The 15,231-nt window shown below is 76.1% G+C and carries 16 protein-coding genes; 7 read left to right on the top strand and 9 right to left on the bottom strand.

From position 1 onward, the window contains the following. The first annotated feature begins 37 nt into the window (after positions 1-37). Positions 38-874: an EI24 domain-containing protein gene (locus RM780_RS07175; RefSeq protein ID WP_311629676.1), complete on the top strand. Its 837-nt coding sequence runs from the start codon at positions 38-40 to the stop codon at positions 872-874. Here the strand turns inward: RM780_RS07175 and RM780_RS07180 are convergent. Together RM780_RS07180 and RM780_RS07185 are read right to left on the bottom strand one after the other, a co-directional pair. After that, positions 871-1,122, bottom strand: coding sequence for a hypothetical protein (locus RM780_RS07180; protein ID WP_311629677.1), 252 nt, complete (start codon positions 1,120-1,122; stop codon positions 871-873). The two genes, RM780_RS07175 and RM780_RS07180, sit on opposite strands and share 4 nt — an antisense overlap. A 73-nt stretch (positions 1,123-1,195) precedes the next feature. Further along, positions 1,196-1,543, bottom strand: a complete 348-nt coding sequence (locus tag RM780_RS07185) for a hypothetical protein (protein ID WP_311629678.1) — start codon at positions 1,541-1,543, stop codon at positions 1,196-1,198. A 139-nt stretch (positions 1,544-1,682) separates the two neighbouring features. Between RM780_RS07185 and RM780_RS07190 the strand changes: the two genes are divergently transcribed. Next, the gene (locus RM780_RS07190) at positions 1,683-2,618 is read left to right on the top strand and encodes a helix-turn-helix domain-containing protein (RefSeq protein WP_311629679.1); all 936 of its coding nucleotides are present in this window, start codon (positions 1,683-1,685) and stop codon (positions 2,616-2,618) included. Positions 2,619-2,635: 17 nt separating this feature from the next. Here the strand turns inward: RM780_RS07190 and dapA are convergent, their stop codons facing one another. After that, complete coding sequence (gene dapA / locus RM780_RS07195; protein WP_311629731.1) at positions 2,636-3,559, bottom strand: 4-hydroxy-tetrahydrodipicolinate synthase; 924 nt, start codon at positions 3,557-3,559, stop codon at positions 2,636-2,638. Positions 3,560-3,643: 84 nt separating this feature from the next. Beyond that, positions 3,644-5,515 carry an endonuclease/exonuclease/phosphatase family protein gene (locus tag RM780_RS07200; protein WP_394812907.1) on the bottom strand — a complete coding sequence of 624 codons (1,872 nt, stop codon included), beginning with the start codon at positions 5,513-5,515 and terminating at the stop codon, positions 3,644-3,646. 288 nt (positions 5,516-5,803) lie between these two features. On the opposite strand from RM780_RS07200, the gene RM780_RS07205 reads away from it, so the two are divergent. After that, complete coding sequence (locus RM780_RS07205) at positions 5,804-7,342, top strand: hypothetical protein (RefSeq protein WP_311629680.1); 1,539 nt, start codon at positions 5,804-5,806, stop codon at positions 7,340-7,342. Between the two features lie 43 nt (positions 7,343-7,385). Here RM780_RS07205 and RM780_RS07210 read toward each other — a convergent pair whose 3' ends face one another. After that, the gene (locus RM780_RS07210; RefSeq protein ID WP_311629681.1) at positions 7,386-8,591 is read right to left on the bottom strand and encodes a lipase family protein; all 1,206 of its coding nucleotides are present in this window, start codon (positions 8,589-8,591) and stop codon (positions 7,386-7,388) included. A gap of 227 nt (positions 8,592-8,818) precedes the next feature. Between RM780_RS07210 and RM780_RS07215 the strand changes: the two genes are divergently transcribed. From RM780_RS07215 to RM780_RS07230, 4 genes are all read left to right on the top strand, one after another. Then, positions 8,819-10,240, top strand: coding sequence for an NCS2 family permease (locus tag RM780_RS07215; protein WP_311629682.1), 1,422 nt, complete (start codon positions 8,819-8,821; stop codon positions 10,238-10,240). Between the two features lie 84 nt (positions 10,241-10,324). Next, positions 10,325-10,759, top strand: a complete 435-nt coding sequence (locus RM780_RS07220; RefSeq protein WP_311629683.1) for an SRPBCC domain-containing protein — start codon at positions 10,325-10,327, stop codon at positions 10,757-10,759. A 7-nt stretch (positions 10,760-10,766) separates the two neighbouring features. Then, positions 10,767-11,120: an ArsR/SmtB family transcription factor gene (locus tag RM780_RS07225; RefSeq protein WP_311629684.1), complete on the top strand. Its 354-nt coding sequence runs from the start codon at positions 10,767-10,769 to the stop codon at positions 11,118-11,120. Positions 11,121-11,177: 57 nt separating this feature from the next. Further along, complete coding sequence (locus RM780_RS07230; protein WP_311629685.1) at positions 11,178-11,744, top strand: hypothetical protein; 567 nt, start codon at positions 11,178-11,180, stop codon at positions 11,742-11,744. Between the two features lie 42 nt (positions 11,745-11,786). Here the strand turns inward: RM780_RS07230 and RM780_RS07235 are convergent, their stop codons facing one another. The 4 genes from RM780_RS07235 to RM780_RS07250 form a co-directional block, all read right to left on the bottom strand. Next, on the bottom strand, positions 11,787-12,182 hold the full coding sequence (locus RM780_RS07235; RefSeq protein ID WP_311629686.1) for a VOC family protein: 396 nt from the start codon (positions 12,180-12,182) through the stop codon (positions 11,787-11,789). Between the two features lie 53 nt (positions 12,183-12,235). Next, positions 12,236-12,889: a response regulator transcription factor gene (locus RM780_RS07240; protein ID WP_311629733.1), complete on the bottom strand. Its 654-nt coding sequence runs from the start codon at positions 12,887-12,889 to the stop codon at positions 12,236-12,238. A 2-nt stretch (positions 12,890-12,891) separates the two neighbouring features. After that, complete coding sequence (locus tag RM780_RS07245; protein ID WP_311629734.1) at positions 12,892-14,112, bottom strand: sensor histidine kinase; 1,221 nt, start codon at positions 14,110-14,112, stop codon at positions 12,892-12,894. Positions 14,113-14,174: 62 nt separating this feature from the next. After that, a complete protein-coding gene (locus RM780_RS07250) occupies positions 14,175-15,179 on the bottom strand; it encodes a hypothetical protein (protein WP_311629687.1) in 1,005 nt (334 codons plus the stop codon). Between the last annotated feature and the right edge of the window lie 52 nt (positions 15,180-15,231).

The following is a 15,231-nucleotide window of genomic DNA, read 5'->3' on the forward strand; positions in this document are numbered from 1 at the left end:
CGCCAACCCGCCACGGCTTGCGGCTAGTCTGACGGCCGTGCGCGATGTCGTGGCGGGGATGAATTTTCTGTGGCAGGGCCAGCGCTGGGTCTTCGGGCACCGGCGCTGGCTCCGGGTCGGGCTGCTGCCCGCGCTGATCACCCTGGTGCTCTACACGGCTTTGCTCGCCGTGCTGGTGTGGCGGATCGACGAACTCGCCGCCTGGGCCACGCCCTTCGCGGACGACTGGGACTCCGGGGGGCGCACGGCCGTCCGCGTGGCGTTCGGCGCGGTCGTCATGCTGGCGGCGCTCCTCGCGGCGGTGCTGACGTTCACGGCCGTCACGCTGATCATCGGGGACCCGTTCTACGAGGCGCTGGGCGAGGCCGTTGCCCGGGACGCGGGCTGGGGGCTGCCGGACACCGGCCTGCCGTGGTGGCGGGAGATGTGGGTCTCGCTGCGGGACAGCGTGCGGATGCTGCTGCGGGCGCTGGCCTTCGCGGTGCCGCTGTTCGTGCTCGGCTTCGTGCCGGTCCTGGGGCAGACCGTGATCCCCGTCCTCGGCTTCGCCGTCTCCGGCTTCTTCCTCACCGCCGAGCTGACCTCCCTGCCGCTGTCCCGCCACGGCGTCCCCCTGCGCGAACGCCTGCGCCTGCTGCGCCACCGCCTCGCCCTGACCCTCGGCTTCGGCGTCCCGCTGGTCCTGGCGTTCCTGATCCCCTTCGTCGCCGTCCTCCTCATGCCGGGAGCGGTGGCCGGCGCGGTCCTCCTGGCCCGGAGCACACTGCCTGCGGCCGGCGCCCCAGCAGCCCCGGGGGCCTTCGGGCCCCCCATCCCCCCGGGCTCTCCTGGGGGATACGGTCCGCCGACGGCGCCGGGCGCGCGAGGCCTCTAGCGGGGACGGGGGCGGGCCCGTCCGGATCGGGCTCCCGTGGTGTCGGGGCGGGTGGCGCGGGTGGCGTAGAGGACGGTGTGGGCCTGCATCGTGAAGCTCTCTCCGCTGGTGAAGTGCAGGCGTTTTGCGTTGCGGGGGAGGGCGGTCATGTCCTCGATGGTGAATGCCTGGCCTGCGATGAGGAGTTGGTCTCCGACGCGGATGGTGTGGGTGTCCACGGCGACGCCCATGGCGACGCGGGCGTTCATCGGCGCCCCGCGTTCCGGCCGGGGCGGGCCCCCGCAAGGGGCCACGCGGCGCCCCGGAGGATCATCGGGACGCTCATGCCGCACTCTCTTCCGCCAGCCGCGCACCCCGGGATTCCGCCACCCGCAGGGCGTCGCCCAGGCACTCCGCCAGCCGCCGGGCCGCGAAGCGCAACTCCCGGACGGTCGCGGACGGCTCCGCGATCAGCGGCCGGGCGCAGCGCAGCACCGCGTCTCCGGCGGCCAGTTGGGCGTTCTCCAGCTCATCGGCCAGGGTGAACAGGTCCCGGTTCGCGCTGTCCGCACTGAGGTAGGCCGGTCCGCCGTCCTCGCCGGGCCAGGGCAGCAACCGGCGGGCGGGGGCCTGCCGCAATCCCTCGGTCGGGGCCTTCTCGTTGCGTGTGGTTGACGTAGGCTCGCGCATGGCTGCCTGTCTCCTCGGGTGGTCCATGGCCCCGGACGCTGATCCCGTCGCGGGGCCGTCTCGTTGACCCGATCCTGGGGCAAACGCGACCGGTACGGTGGGAGTTGGCGTTGACGACCCCTTGACTACCGGAGCGATCATGGACGTCGGAAACGTGCGTGCGGCACTCGCCCGGAAGGGGTTGAGTGCGGCCGAGGCGGCCCGCCGGATGCGCTACGACCCGGCCTATCTGTCGCGTGTCCTCAACGGCCGGCAGGCGCCGTCACCGGCACTTCAACGCTCCCTCGCGGCGCTGCTCGGCCTGGACGAGGACGACGAGCGCGCCGCGTACGCGATGCGGCACCCGACCCGGCTCGACCGGGCGGCCGTGGATGCTCTCGCGGGTGCCCTGGCGGCTCAGCGGCGTGCCGATGACGTGGTCGGCCCGGTGCCGCTGCTGCCCGCCGCCGAGACGCACCGGACGGTGCTGCTGGGGCTGCTGCGCGACGCGCGCGGCCCGGAGCGCGACGCGCTGGCCGAAGTGGTGGCCGAGCACTGCGCGTTCCTCGGCTGGCTTCACGTGCAGATGCGGTCCGGCCGTGCCGTGGCGGTGCTCCATGAGGGCGAGCGGATCGCTCGTGAGGTCGGGTCGGGCCCGCTGATCGCGCAGTCCCGGAACTTCCTCGCCTGCCACTGGCGGACGCGCGGCGACCACCGCCGGGCGGCCGAGCACTTCGACGCGGTGACCCGCACGGAGGGCGTCCACCTGACGCAGCGGGCCGCGAACATGGCGCGTGCGGCCGAGCAGACGGCGAAGGCCGGCGACAAGGCGGCTGCGAGGACACTGCTGCGGGCGGCGGAACGCCTGGGGGAGCGCGCCGCGAACCAGGACCCGCCCGAGGCCGCCTACTGGCTGCGGGGGCAGGCGTTCCAGCTTCTGAACCAGGGCATCGCGCACGCCGCCCTCGGGGACGAGATCGCCGCCCGGCGACACATCGCCGCCGGTCTTGCCGGAATCCCCGCCGAGCACCTGGCGGCGCCCTGGATCAGTGACTACGTGAGTCCCGCGCGACTGCGGGAGCTGTCGCCGGGGTGATGCGCGGCGCCCCGGCCTCAACCCCCCAGTGCCGCCCGCAAAGCGGTCGTCACCCGGGTCGTCAGGGACTCGTCCGCGGGGAGGAGGGGTGGGCGGGGTGGGCCGCCGGGGAGGCCGGCGGTGTGGAAGACGGCCTTGACCGTGACCGTTCCGGGGGCCTCGGTCATCAGGGCGTGGATCAGGGGGAGCAGGGCGCGGTGGCGGGCGGCGGCCGTCGCGGGGTCGCCCGCGAGGTGGGCGTCCAGGACGGCGCGGACCTGGGGGCCGGCCACGTTCGCCGCCGTGCTGACGCAGCCCGCCGCGCCGATGGAGAGCAGGGGGAGGTTCAGCTCGTCGCTCCCGCTGTAGTACGCCAGGTCCGTCTCGTGCAGGACCAGGCCCGCCTTGAACAGGTCGTAGGAGCAGTCCTTCACGGCCACGATCCGGGGGTGTTCGGCCAGCCGCCGCAGGGCGCCGGGCGTCAGCGCCGTGCCCTCGCCCGTGCGGGCCGGGATGTCGTAGAGCATCACCGGCAGGTCCGTGGCGTCCGCGACCGCCCTCAGGTGGCGGACGACCGCCTCCTCGCCGGGCCGCGAGTAGTAGGGCGTCACCACCAGCAGCCCCGAGGCCCCGGCCCCCGCCGCCGCGCGGGCCAGCGCGACCGAGTGCCGGGTGTCGGCCGTTCCCACGCCCGCGATCACCGGCGCGCCCCCGGCGGCCTCGGCCGCCGCCCGCACCACCGCCGCCTTCTCCGCGTCCGTCGTGGTCGGCGCCTCGCCCGTCGTGGCGTTGACCACCAGCGCGTCGCAGCCGCCGCGCCCGGTCAGGTGCGCGGCCAGCTTCGCCGTGCCGGGCAGGTCCAGCTCGCCGTCCTGGGTGAAGGGCGTGATCATCGCGGCGGCGAGGCGGCCGAAGGGGGCCGCGGGCAAGGGGGCGGAGGGGGCCGGGGAGGCCGGGGGCATCGCGTTCATGCCCCGGAGTCTCGGGCCTCCCCGGCCCTCGGGTCCACCGGGTTCACCGGGTTCACTCCACGGTGGGCAACGCCCTCACAGCCGGAAGCGGATCACCTGCGGGTCGTGGTCGCTGGCCTGGTCGGCGAACTCGGCGTTCAGGTGCACGATGTCGTAGTCGAAGCGGCGGATCGCCGGCGAGACCAGCGTCTGGTCGAGCACCTGCGAATTCCCCTGGAAGACATAGGTGTAGCGCTCGTGCGGCGGCAGCGAGAGCACCGCGCTCTCCAGCGCCCCGCCCGCCGTCAGCGCCCGCGTCACCGGCGAGAACTCGAAGTCGTTGATGTCCCCGAGCACCACCACGGCCGCGTCCCGCTGCGCCGCGCGCAGTTCCCGCACGAAGCCGTTGACCGCCTCGGCCTGCGCCAGCCGCTGCTCCTCGGAGGAGCGCGCGGGCGGCTGGTAACGCCCGTGCAGCGGCTGGTCCCCGCCCTTGGAGGCGAAGTGGTTGGCGACGACGAAGACCGTCTCGCCCCGGAAGACGAACTCGGCGGCCAGCGGCTTGCGGCTGTCCTCCCAGGCCGGGTTCGCCGGGTCGATCCGGCCGGGGGAGGCGGTCAGCCGCGCCCGGCCGTCCTCGCGCACCACCTCGGTGCCGGTGGTCGCGTCGCCGCCGGCCCGCTCGGTCAGCGAGACCCGCTCGGGGTTGTAGAGCAGGACGTTGCGGATGTTGCCGCCGGGCTGCCCGCCGTCCGCGCCGTCCTCCGGGTCGACGGAGGTCCAGGCGTAGCGCGGGCCGCCGGCGGCGGCGATGGCGTCGGTGAAGCGCCGCAGGGTCTCGTCGGCGGCCACCGTGCCGTCGTTCGCCGGGCCGCTGTTGTCCTGGATCTCCTCCAGGGCCACGATGTCGGGCGAGGCCAGGCCCGCGACGACGCCCTCGGCCAGGCGGTCGAACTTCGCCTGCGGGTTGCCCGGATGGAGGTTCTCGACGTTGTAGGTGGCGATGGCCAGCTCGCCCTCGCGCTGCGGCCGGGCCGCCTCGGGCCGGTTGCCGCCCGGCACCACCTCGCCCAGCCCGCGTGCCGCCAGCAGGTACCCGCCGAACTCGTCGTAGTCCAGCGGCCCCTCGGCCGGCCCGGTCAGCAGGTCCCCGGTGTTCGCCGTGGGGAAGGGCTCCTGGGCGACCGGCACCAGCGACTCGATCTTCAGGCGCCCGCCGTTCTGCGCGTCGTAGGAGGCGTACCGCTGCCCGCCGCCCGCGGTGCGGTTGCGGTGCGGCTCCAGCGTCACCCACAGCTCGTAGAACGACGTGCTCGGGCCGACGACGCGGGAGTCCCCGATCCCGACGTTCATGCCCTCCAGGGACTCGTACAGGTCCAGGGCGTAGCGGTCGGGCCGCAGCGGCAGCCCCTCGATGGAGCCCTCGGCCGCCGGGTCGCCCTCGGGGGCGTAACGGTGGGGCAGCGCGCGGGCGTTGAGCGCGAAGGGCGCGGGCAGGGCGTTGCCCGAGGACTCCACGGTCACGGTGGGCCGGGAGATCTGCGTGACGGACTGCACGCCCGAGCCGGCGCCGCCCGGGTAGTACTCGCCGACCGTGCCGCTGACCCGCACCGCGTCGCCCACGGCCACGCGCGGCGTCGAGCTGGTGAAGACGAAGACGCCCTCGCTGGTGGCCGCCGAGGCGTCGGGGTCGGGGTCCTGGATCCAGAAGCCGCGCGAGCCGTAGCCGCGCACGCCGGTGACGACGCCGGGAACGTCCGTCACCTGCTGCCCCGCGTACGGGGACACGCGGGTGGTGCCCTGGATGTCGTGGACGCGCACGGCGCCGGGCTCGGCGGCGGCCGGGGACGGCTGCGCTAGGAGCGCGCCGCACAGGCCGGCGACGAGGAGCGCGCCGAGGGCGGCGCCGCGCCGCCCCGTGGGGCGTGCGCCGGGGCGGGACGGGCGGGGCGTGGCTGCTGCGGACAAGGGACCCTCCGGGACGGGAGACGCGAACGGGAACGGCGGGACGCCGGGCGTGGGGGACGGGACGGCGGGGGAGAGGGGCCACGGACGTGAGGGACGGACGTGAGGGACGCTACGCGCGTAAAGCTCCCGTAGCGCCGGGCGACTTGTCAACGCCGTCCGGACGGCGGGGCCCCGACGCCCGGGTGAACGGCCGGAACGCGCGCGGCCGTTGATCATCCGTCGGCGCGCGGGCGCCCCCGGGCTGATCTAGGCTGGTGGGCGGCCCAGCCTCCCCGACGAGGAGCGATTGTGAACCCCGGCGACGACGAACGTCCCACCCTCCCTCCCGTGCGGCTGCCCGAGGAGGCCGAGCTGGCCAGAGCGGCCCTGGCCGCGCCCCTGCTCGCGCGCGCCGCCCGGCTGGCGCGGTGGGCCCCGGAGGGTCTCGCGGTCGCCGGGGACGGCGAGCTGCCGCCCGCTCAACTGGCGGCTGCCCGGTCCCACTTGGGTCTGTCCGCGGGCGGCGTGGGCGACGAGGAGGCGGCCGACGCCTGGCAGTTCGCGCTCGACGCGGGCCTGGTCGAGGTGAGGGAAGGCGCCGCGGGGGTGGAGGCGGCGCCGGGCCCGGCCCTGGCGTTCCTCGCCGGGGGCGGCTCCCCGGCCGGCGTCCTGGAGATCTGGGGCGCGGGCCTGGAGGGCGCGCTGACGGACGCGGCGGCCCCGCCGCTGGACGGGCTGCTGGGCGAGGCGGCGGACTGGGAGGCGGCGGTCGGCCCGGACGGCGAGCTGGACCCGGACGCCCTCGACCCCGAGACCCTGGCCTGGGCGCAGGAGAACGCCGCGCTCGAACTGGGGCTGACCCTGGCCAATCTGTACGTGATGGCGGCGGCCGGGGACGGCGCGGTCGTCGGCGGTCACGGCGCGGCCGTTCCGCTGCCGGTGCTGGCCGCCGTGGTCACCCGGGCCGACGAGCGCGAGGAGCCGGGGGAGGAGCCGGGCGAGGAGGCGCTGGCCGAGGTCTGGCGGGTGGTGCGGACGCTGGACGCGCAGTTCCGCGTCCTGGCCGCGACCGGGCTGGTGGCGTACGAGCCGCCCGCGCCCGGGGCGCTGGACGACCCGGCCGGGCCCACCGCCGCCCCTGCCCCGGTCGAGGATGAGGACGGCGACGAGGGCACTGACGAGGACGCGCGCTACGGCCGCGTCCGGCTCACCCCCCTCGGCCTGTACGGCGTGCGCCGCCGCCTCCTCGCGGACGGCTTCGACGCCCCGCTGACCGGGGAGCTGGCCTCCTCGGACGCGGCAACGCTGCTGGCGGCCCTGGCCCTCCACCCCGAGGGCGCCGCCCACGAGGAGGCCCGCCTGTGGCTGGCCGGGCGCGACCCGCTGGGCGCGGCCCGCGCGTTGCTGGCCGCCGCCCGGGGCGCCGACCCGGAGGGCCCCGGCCGCCGGATGGCCTGCCAGCTCGTGCTGGCACAGCTCGACGAGCGGGCGGAGGCGGCCGTGCGCGAGGTGCTGCACGACCGGGAGCTGGGCGGCCTGGCCCGGGTGTGGCTGGCCGGGCGCGGCGCGCCGGACGTTCCGCCGCCGGGGGAGGACATGGTGTCCTGGCTGGCCATCGACACCCTGGCCGCCGAGCTGGCCACGGCCCCGCCGGACGTCGACCCGGCCGCGCTGCGCGAGCTGGTGGCCGAACTGGCCGCCCACGACGCCGCGTTCCTCGACCGGGCCTGGCGCACGGACCACCCGGCGGCGGCCGAGGTGCTGGAGGCCGTGGGCCGCCTGCACCCGGATAAGCAGGTGGCCAAGCGCGCCCGCGCGGCGGCCCACAAGTCGCGCACGCGGCCCTGACGGGAGCGGGCCCGCGCGCGCCGTGGGCCGCCCCGCCCCGCGGCTAGGGCGTGGCGAGCAGCGGGCGGAGGAACGCAAGCACGTCCTGGAGGGAGGGCCCCACCACGTCGTGGGCCACCCCGGGGTAGGTGGTGTACGTCAGCTCCTCGCCCGCCTCGCGCAGGTCGCCCACGAGCTGGTTGGTCATGAACTGCGCGACCGTCTGGTCGTCCTCGCCCTGGCCGATGAACACCGGGTCCTGGTAGCCGCTGGTCGGCACGTCGAACATGGCGCCCATCGCCGCAGCGAACGAGTCGTCCAGCGGGCGGCTGAGCAGCTCGCCGATGTTCACGCCCTGGGTACGCTCCCACTGCTGGGCGTTGCACAGTGTCTCGCCCGCGGTGACCAGTTCCTGGCCGAGCGGGCTCAGGTAGGCGTTCATGTCGAACTCCGGCGCGGCGGAGACCCGCACCCCGGCGAAGATGTAGGTCAGCAGCGGGACGAGCTGCGGCACGAGCGTGACCTGCGGGTCGAAGCGGGAGATGATCGGCGTCAGGTTGGAGGGCGGCGCCAGGGCCACCGTTCCGCGGAAGTCCAGCTCCGGCGCGTACTCCGGCGCGAGGCGGCCGGTGAACATCGCGGCGTGGCCGCCCTGCGAGTGCCCGCTCACGGCCCACCGGGCGGCGAACGTCCCCGGCGAGAACGCCCGCGCGGCCCGCGCGATGTCGATGACGCCGCGCGCCGCGACCTCCCCGTTGAGGTAGGGGTGCAGGCCCGGCCCGCCCAGGCCCGCGTAGTCGGTGGCCACGACGGCGTACCCGGCCCGGAGCAGTTCGCTGAACCGGCCGTAGGAGGCCGCCAGGGTGGGGCTGCCGGAGGGCGCGCAGGTGTCGCCGAGCCCGGTCGTGCCGTGGGCCCAGGAGATCACCGGCCAGCCGCCGGCCGGCGTCGTGCCGCTGGGCGCGAAGATCAGGCCGCTGACGACGGCGGGGGCGCCGTCGACGGTGGTCGAGGAGTAGGTGACGCGGGCGGCCAGCCCGGCTCCCTGGGGGCGCTGCGCGGCCGGGAGGAACGCGAAGCTGTGCATCCGGCCGGTCGTCGTGGACGCGGTCGTGGACGCGGCCGGGGCGGCGGCCTGTACGGCCGTGGCGACGCCCGCCGGGGTCCCCGCCCGTTCGGCGGCCGAGGCGGAGGGGACGCAGACGCCGGTGGCGCAGCCGAGCACGGCGGAGGCGAGGGCGGCGGCAACGGCCGCTCTGAGCGGGGTCATGGGCGGAGGGTAGCCACCGCTCCGGCCTCGCGGCGGCGCGCGCCCGGGAATTGCTGAGGGGACGACGGCCGGGGCGCGCCGGGTTGGCATCCGGGCGACAATCCCGGCCGGCGCTCACGCGGCGATCCCGGGGCGATTCCGCCGGGCGGGGCACCTCCTCCGCACGCCCCCGGGCGGGCAGAATGCCCCCCGTCCCCGGCCCTCCCGTTGCGTGAAGGTGCGTGTCCATGCCACGAGCGAGCAGCGGCGTCCCCCGGCGCCTCGAGGAGTTCTTCCGGATCGGCGCCCGCGGGTCCAGCCTGGGCCGCGAGGCGCGCGGCGGCCTGGCCACGTTCTTCACGATGGCCTACATCCTGGTGCTCAACCCGATCATCCTGGGCGGCGCCACCGACATCGACGGCGACCGCCTCTCCGGCGAGCAGCTGGTCACCGTCACCGCCCTGGTCGCCGCCGTGATGACGGTCCTGATGGGCCTGACCGCCAACCTGCCCCTCGCCCTGGCCGCGGGCCTGGGCATCAACGCCCTGGTCGCCTTCCAGCTCGCCCCGCGCATGACCTGGCCCGACGCGATGGGCCTGGTCGTCATCGAGGGCCTGATCCTGTGCGTGCTCTCCGCCACCGGGCTGCGCGAGGCCGTCATGCACGCCATCCCGACCGCGCTGAAGCAGGCCATCGGCGTGGGCATCGGCCTGTTCATCGCGCTGATCGGCTTCGTGGACGCCGGGTTCACCATCGGCCGCGAGGGCTCCCCGCCGCTCGCGCTGGGCAGCCCCGAGGGCGAGCTGCGCGGCTGGCCGATCCTCGTCTTCTGCCTCGGCCTGCTGCTGACGCTGGCGCTCCTGGCCCGCCGGGTGCGCGGCGCCATCCTCATCTCCATCCTCGTCACGACCCTCTTCGCGCTCCTGGTCAACGCCGTGGCCGACATCGCGGACGAGGCGTGGGGCCTGACCGCCCCGTCCCTGCCGGACGACGTGGTCGCAACGCCCGACTTCGGCCTGGTGGGGAACGTCAGCCTGTTCGGGGCGTTCGGCGAACTGAGCTTCCTCACGGTCGTTCTGATCATCTTCACGCTGTTCCTGACCGACTTCTTCGACACGATGGGCACGGCGGTCGGCGTCACGGCGGAGGCCGGCCTGCTGGACGAACGCGGGCGCGTCCCCCGCCTGGGCCGCCTGCTGTTCGTGGACGGACTGGCCGCGGCGGCCGGCGGAGCGGCCTCCGCCTCCTCCAACACCTCCTACGTCGAGTCGGCGGCCGGCGTCGGCGAGGGCGCCCGCACGGGCTTCGCCAACCTCGTCACCGGCGGCCTCTTCGCCCTGGCCCTCTTCTTCGCCCCCCTCGCCGCGGTCGTCCCCTCGCAGGCCGCGGCCCCGGCCCTCGTCGCGGTCGGCTTCCTGATGATGACGGGGGTCGGCCGCATCGACTGGAGCGACCACTCCCTGGCCATCCCGGCCTTCGTCACGATCGCCGTCATGCCCTTCACCTTCTCCATCACCAACGGCATCGGCGCGGGCTTCATCGCGTACGCCACCCTCAAGCTCGTCCTCGGCCGCGCCCGCGAGGTCAGCTGGCTGATGTGGGGCGCGGCGGCCCTCTTCGTCGTCTACTTCGCGATCAACCCGGTCGAGCAGCTCTTCGGGGTGGCGTAGTGCAACCCCGGGGTTGCGCAGTGCCGGACCTTTGTGCAACTCTGGGGTTGCGCATTTGGGCGCAGTGAAACGAAGGAGCACGTCATGACGGATGACCGCATCGAGCGGGAGATCGTGATCGCGGCGGCCCCGGAGAAGGTCTGGCCGCTGGTGGCCGAGCCCGGGTTCTGGGTCACCGGCGACGAGGGCCCGCGTGGCGCGCAGGCCGAGGAGGGCCAGCTCCTGGTGGCCCGGAACTCGGCACACGGCGAGTACCCGATGCGCGTGGAGAAGGTCGATCCGCCGAGGTATCTGGCGTACCGCTGGGTGAGCGCGTTCCCCGGCGAGGAGCTGCGCGAGGACAATTCCACGCTCGTGGAGTTCACCCTGACGCCCGAGGGCGACGGCACCCGGCTGCGCGTCGTGGAGAGCGGGTTCGCCGCTCTGCCGACGCCCGAGGACAACCGCCGCAACGTGATCAAGGACCACACCGGCGGGTGGGAGCAGTGCCTCGCCGCACTCACCGCCCGGGCCGCCTGACCCGGCCGTGGTGGATCGACCGACCGCCGACGGCGATGCCGTCGACAGCGTCCTGGCCGCCCTGGCCGACCCGACCCGCCGTCAGTTGCTTGACCTGCTCTCCGCGCGGGGCCGGGCCACCGCGACCACACTCGCCGGGGAGCTGCCGATCTCGCGTCAGGCGGTCGTCAAGCACCTGGCCGTTCTGGACGCGGCCGGGCTGGTCAGCGGCGTCAAGGCGGGACGGGAGGTGCGGTACACGGTGCGCGCCGAGGCCCTGGACGCCACGGCCCGCTGGATGGCCGCGCTCGCCTCCGACTGGGACCGCCGCCTGGCCAGGATCAAGCGCGCCGCGGAGGCGGCCGAGCGGGACGCGCGGTAGCCCGTCCGCCGTGCCCCGTTCCGCATCCGCGCCGCGCCCACCCGCCGAAGGAGAACCATGCTGGACACCACCCCGCTCCGGGACGCCTACGGAGCACTGCTCAACGCTGCCGCCACCGTGGCCGCATCCGGCGATACGGGCCCCGCCCCGCCGGCCGGCGAGTGGAACGCCGACCAGATCCTGGCGCACGTCGCCCTCGTCAGCGCCGCCACCATCACCGCCGTCACCTCCGCCGCCGCCGGGGCGACCACGACGTACGACAACCGCACGGCCCAGGACACCTGGACCCTCGACCGCGTCATCACGCTCGCCGGCGGCGGCGCGGGGCTCCGCGACCGCGTCCGTATCCAGGCGGAGGCCCTGTGCGCACTCGGGGGGCCGATGCTCAGCGAGACCGAACTCGACACCCTGGTGCCCACCCTGCTCCTGTCCAACAACACCGTCCTGGTCGACCAGCCCGTGCGCCTGAGGGACCTCATCACCGGCCTCGCGGACATCGAGCTGCCCGGCCACACGCGGCAACTCCTGGCCCTTCTGCCAACAGGCGCTGGGCCGGACGAGCCGGCCCCGGGAGAAGACCAGGGCGTCGTCGCGGCAGGCGCGGCGTCGGAGACGACGTCGTAGCCCTGGGCGCGGCCCCGCAAGACACCCGCTGCAACGTGGTGCTCACCGCTCGGGGGAGAGCTGGATCAGGTCCCACCGGTTCCCGTACAGATCCCGGAAGACGGCTACCCGGCCGTACGGCTCCTGGCGCGGCGCCTCCTCGAACGCCACGCCGGCCGCCCTCATGCGCGCGTGATCCCCGTCGAGGTCCGCCGTGTTCAGGAACCAGCCGACGCGCCCCCCGGTCTGGTCCCCGACCCGGGCGGCCTGCTCACCGCCCGCCGCCCTCGCCAGCAGAACGCCGGTCTCCCGCGCCCCCGGCGGCCGGACGACCACCCAGCGCTTCCCGTCCCCGACCGGCGTGTCCTCCAGCAGCTCGAATCCGAGGACCCGCACGTAGAAGGCGATCGCCTCGTCGTAGTCCCGCACGACCACGGTCACCAGTCCCAGATGCGCCATCCGGCGATCATCCCCGTCCCCGCCGGGAGGGCGTTCGCCGGGAGGGGCATCCGCTACGCCCCCGCCCGGCCCGGGGTCACGAAGCCCTGCTCGTAGGCGGCGATGACCGCCTGGGTGCGGTCGCGGGCGCCGAGTTTGGTGAGGAGGGAGGCGACGTGGGACTTGACGGTCTCGGGGCCGAGGGTGAGGCGGGTGGCGATCTCGGCGTTGGTCAGGCCCTCGGTCATCAGGCGCAGGACCTGGGCCTCGCGGGGGGTGAGGCGGCCACGCAGGGCGTCGGCGCGGGCGGTGCGGGCGTGGGCGGCGGCCAGGGCGCGGATGGCGGCCGGGAAGAGGAGGGAGTCGCCCGAGGCGACCAGGCGCACCGCGCGGACCAGCTCCTCCGCCGAGGACCGCTTCAGCAGGAAGCCGCTGGCGCCGGCCCGCAGCGCGTCGTAGACGTAGGAGTCGTTCTCGAAGGTGGTCACCACGACGATCCGCGGGGGCCGTTGCATCCCGCCCAGCAGCAGCTCGGTGGCGCGGATGCCGTCCAGCTCGGGCATCCGCACGTCCATCAGCACCACGTCGGGCTCCTTGGCGCGTACCACCGCCACGGCCTCCGCGCCCGTGGCCGCCTCGCCGGTCACCTCCAGGCCGGGCTCGGCGGAGAGGATGGCGCGCAGCGCCCCGCGCACCAGGGCCTCGTCGTCCGCGATCACGATCCGCACGCTCACGCGGGCCTCCCGACGGGCAGGGGCAGCCGGGCGGTCAGCCGCCAGACCGCCGGGTCCCCGGCCGGAACGCCCCACCGCGCCCGGCCGCCGAGCAGCGCCGCGCGCTCCGCGACACCCCGCAGCCCCCGGCCCCCGCCCCCGCGCCGTCCGCCGTCCGAACCACCGTGCGGCGGAAGGGCGTTGTCCATGGTGAGCACCAATTCCTGCCGGGCGGGGCCGGGGGTCTCCAGCGCGATCCGCAGGCGCAGCCGCACCGGCGGGGGGCCGGCGTGGCGCAGGGCGTTGGCCAGGCCCTCCTGCACGATGCGGTAGCCCTCGCGGGAGATGACGGGCGGCAGGGGCGCCGGGGGGCGCCCGTCGCAGCGGACGTCGAGTCCGGCGGCCCGGCTGCGCGCCAGCAGGGCGTCCAGGTCCGCCTCCAGCGTCGGCGCCGGGGCGCGCTGGTCGGCGCTCGCGGGGTCCTCGGCGCGCAGCAGGCCCAGGACCGCGTCCAGCTCGGCGACCGCGTTGCGCGCGGTGTCCTCGATGGCGGCCAGGGCCCCCCGCGCGAACTCCCGGTCGCTCTCCAGCACCCGGCGGGCGGCGGCGGCCTGGAGGGTGACCGCGCCCAGGGCGTGCCCGACGGAGTCGTGCAGCTCGCGGGCCAGCCGGTTGCGGGCCGCCAGGTCCGCGGCCCTGGCCTCCGCGGCGGCCAGCCGGTCGGCCGGGGCGGGGCCTAGCAGCGCCGGGGCGAGCCGGGCCAGCAGCGCCCCGGCCGCAGCCGCCAGGGCGGGAAGGGCGGCGAGCAGGGCCAGGCCCACCGCGGGCGCGGCCCCCGCCGAGCCGAAGGCGTAGGGCAGCGCGGCCTCGCCGAGCGCGCTCTCCCGCAGCCGCGCCGAGAACGGCAGCGCCAGCAGCACCGCGGCCAGCGGCGGAACGGCCAGCGTCAGGCCGCTGACCAGCGCGCCGATCCCGGCGTGCAGCGTGAACCAGGCCGCCGTCCGCCGCCGCGCGGCCCAGGAGGCGGGCGGCCCCTCGGCCAGCTCCCCGGACTCCACCGAGCACAGCGCGCGGGCCGCGCCCGCCGAGAGCGGGCGCACCAGCGGGAAGAGGCCGGTGGCGGCGACCAGCGGCAGGGCCAGCGCGTAGGCGAGGAGCTGCCGGCCCAGGTGCGTGGGCAGCTCGGTGCCGCGGACGGCGACCCCGAGGACAACGGCCGTCAGCAGGAAGTACGGCATCAGCAGCGCGCCGCCCAGCAGCAGGTGCACCCAGCGCAGCCGCAGCCTGCGGCCCGGGACCCTCACGGGCGGGACGCCCCTGGGCGGGCGGCGGCGCGGGCCGCCAGGAGGCGGGCGCCCAGCGCGAGGATCAGCGTTCCGGCGAGCACCTGGCCAGCGTAGGACAGCAGGGTGACCGCCGGGATCCGCTCCCCGGGCAGGGCCGTGCCCCGGGTCAGCGTGGCGGCCAGCAGCAGCCAGCCGCCCCAGGCCGCCAGGGCCGCGCTGCCGGTCCAGGCCGCCGCGAGGGCGCCGGGCAGGGGCAGCCGCGCCAGGCGGCGGGGCCGGAAGGCCGTCAGCAGCGCGCCGCCGGCCGCCGCGGCGGCGAAGAGGACGGCGAAGACCGCGGTGACGAAGAAGGTGACGTCTCGCCCGTCGGCCTGCTCGGGCGCCAGCCCGGCCGTGGAGCCGGCCAGCCACAGCGCGTCCGGCACGGCGGTCGCGGTGGCCAGCGCCGCCGTGGCCACGGCCGCGGCCCGCCACGCGCGGGAGGCGGGCGGCGCGGTCAGCCGCCCGGCCAGCAGGTGCCCCCAGCGGTCGCGGATGTAGAGGGCGAACAGGCCGCCGAGCGCGAGGGCCTGGACGCCGAAGCCGCCGTAGACCAGGCCGAAGACCCACGGCGCGAGGAAGGCGTCCTCCCCCTCCTGCCCCCCGGCGGGCGCGGCGTCGGTGAGCAGGCCGACGGCCAGCGAGACCGGGTAGCCGGTGACGATCGGCGCGAGCAGGCCGGTGGCCGCCCACAGCGGCAGCAGCAGGAGCCAGGCGGGCAGGCGCCGCCCCCAGGGCCGGGTCAGGGCGAACGCCAGCACGATCACGCAGGCGTCCATGGCGGCGGTCAGGGCGTTGGCCGCGGCGAGCGTGGCCGCGCCGTCCGGGCTGCGCAGCTCGCTGCCGGGCGGGATGCCGACGTGACTGCCGCACAGCCAGGCGACCTTCAGGGCCAGGTAGGGGACGCAGGAGGCGATGGCCAGGGCGCGCAGCAGCGGGCGCGCGCCGGGGCGCGACCGCCGGGGCCGCCCCCCGCGCACGCTGGGGGCGGAGGGGGTAGCCGACGCGCCGGGTGCGCCCGGAGCGCGGGTC

The sequence above is a fragment of the Streptomyces boetiae genome, from assembly GCF_031845405.1.
Classification (GTDB): Bacteria; Actinomycetota; Actinomycetes; order Streptomycetales; family Streptomycetaceae; genus Streptomyces; species Streptomyces boetiae.

Coding starts and splice junctions, on each gene's coding strand:
- RM780_RS07180 (WP_311629677.1), bottom strand. CDS start 1,122: ATGAACGCCCGCGTCGCCATGGGCGTCGCCGTGGACACCCACACCATC.
- RM780_RS07185 (WP_311629678.1), bottom strand. CDS start 1,543: ATGCGCGAGCCTACGTCAACCACACGCAACGAGAAGGCCCCGACCGAG.
- RM780_RS07190 (WP_311629679.1), top strand. CDS start 1,683: ATGGACGTCGGAAACGTGCGTGCGGCACTCGCCCGGAAGGGGTTGAGT.
- dapA (WP_311629731.1), bottom strand. CDS start 3,559: ATGCCCCCGGCCTCCCCGGCCCCCTCCGCCCCCTTGCCCGCGGCCCCC.
- RM780_RS07210 (WP_311629681.1), bottom strand. CDS start 8,591: ATGACCCCGCTCAGAGCGGCCGTTGCCGCCGCCCTCGCCTCCGCCGTG.
- RM780_RS07215 (WP_311629682.1), top strand. CDS start 8,819: ATGCCACGAGCGAGCAGCGGCGTCCCCCGGCGCCTCGAGGAGTTCTTC.
- RM780_RS07220 (WP_311629683.1), top strand. CDS start 10,325: ATGACGGATGACCGCATCGAGCGGGAGATCGTGATCGCGGCGGCCCCG.
- RM780_RS07230 (WP_311629685.1), top strand. CDS start 11,178: ATGCTGGACACCACCCCGCTCCGGGACGCCTACGGAGCACTGCTCAAC.
- RM780_RS07235 (WP_311629686.1), bottom strand. CDS start 12,182: ATGGCGCATCTGGGACTGGTGACCGTGGTCGTGCGGGACTACGACGAG.
- RM780_RS07245 (WP_311629734.1), bottom strand. CDS start 14,112: ATGCCGTACTTCCTGCTGACGGCCGTTGTCCTCGGGGTCGCCGTCCGC.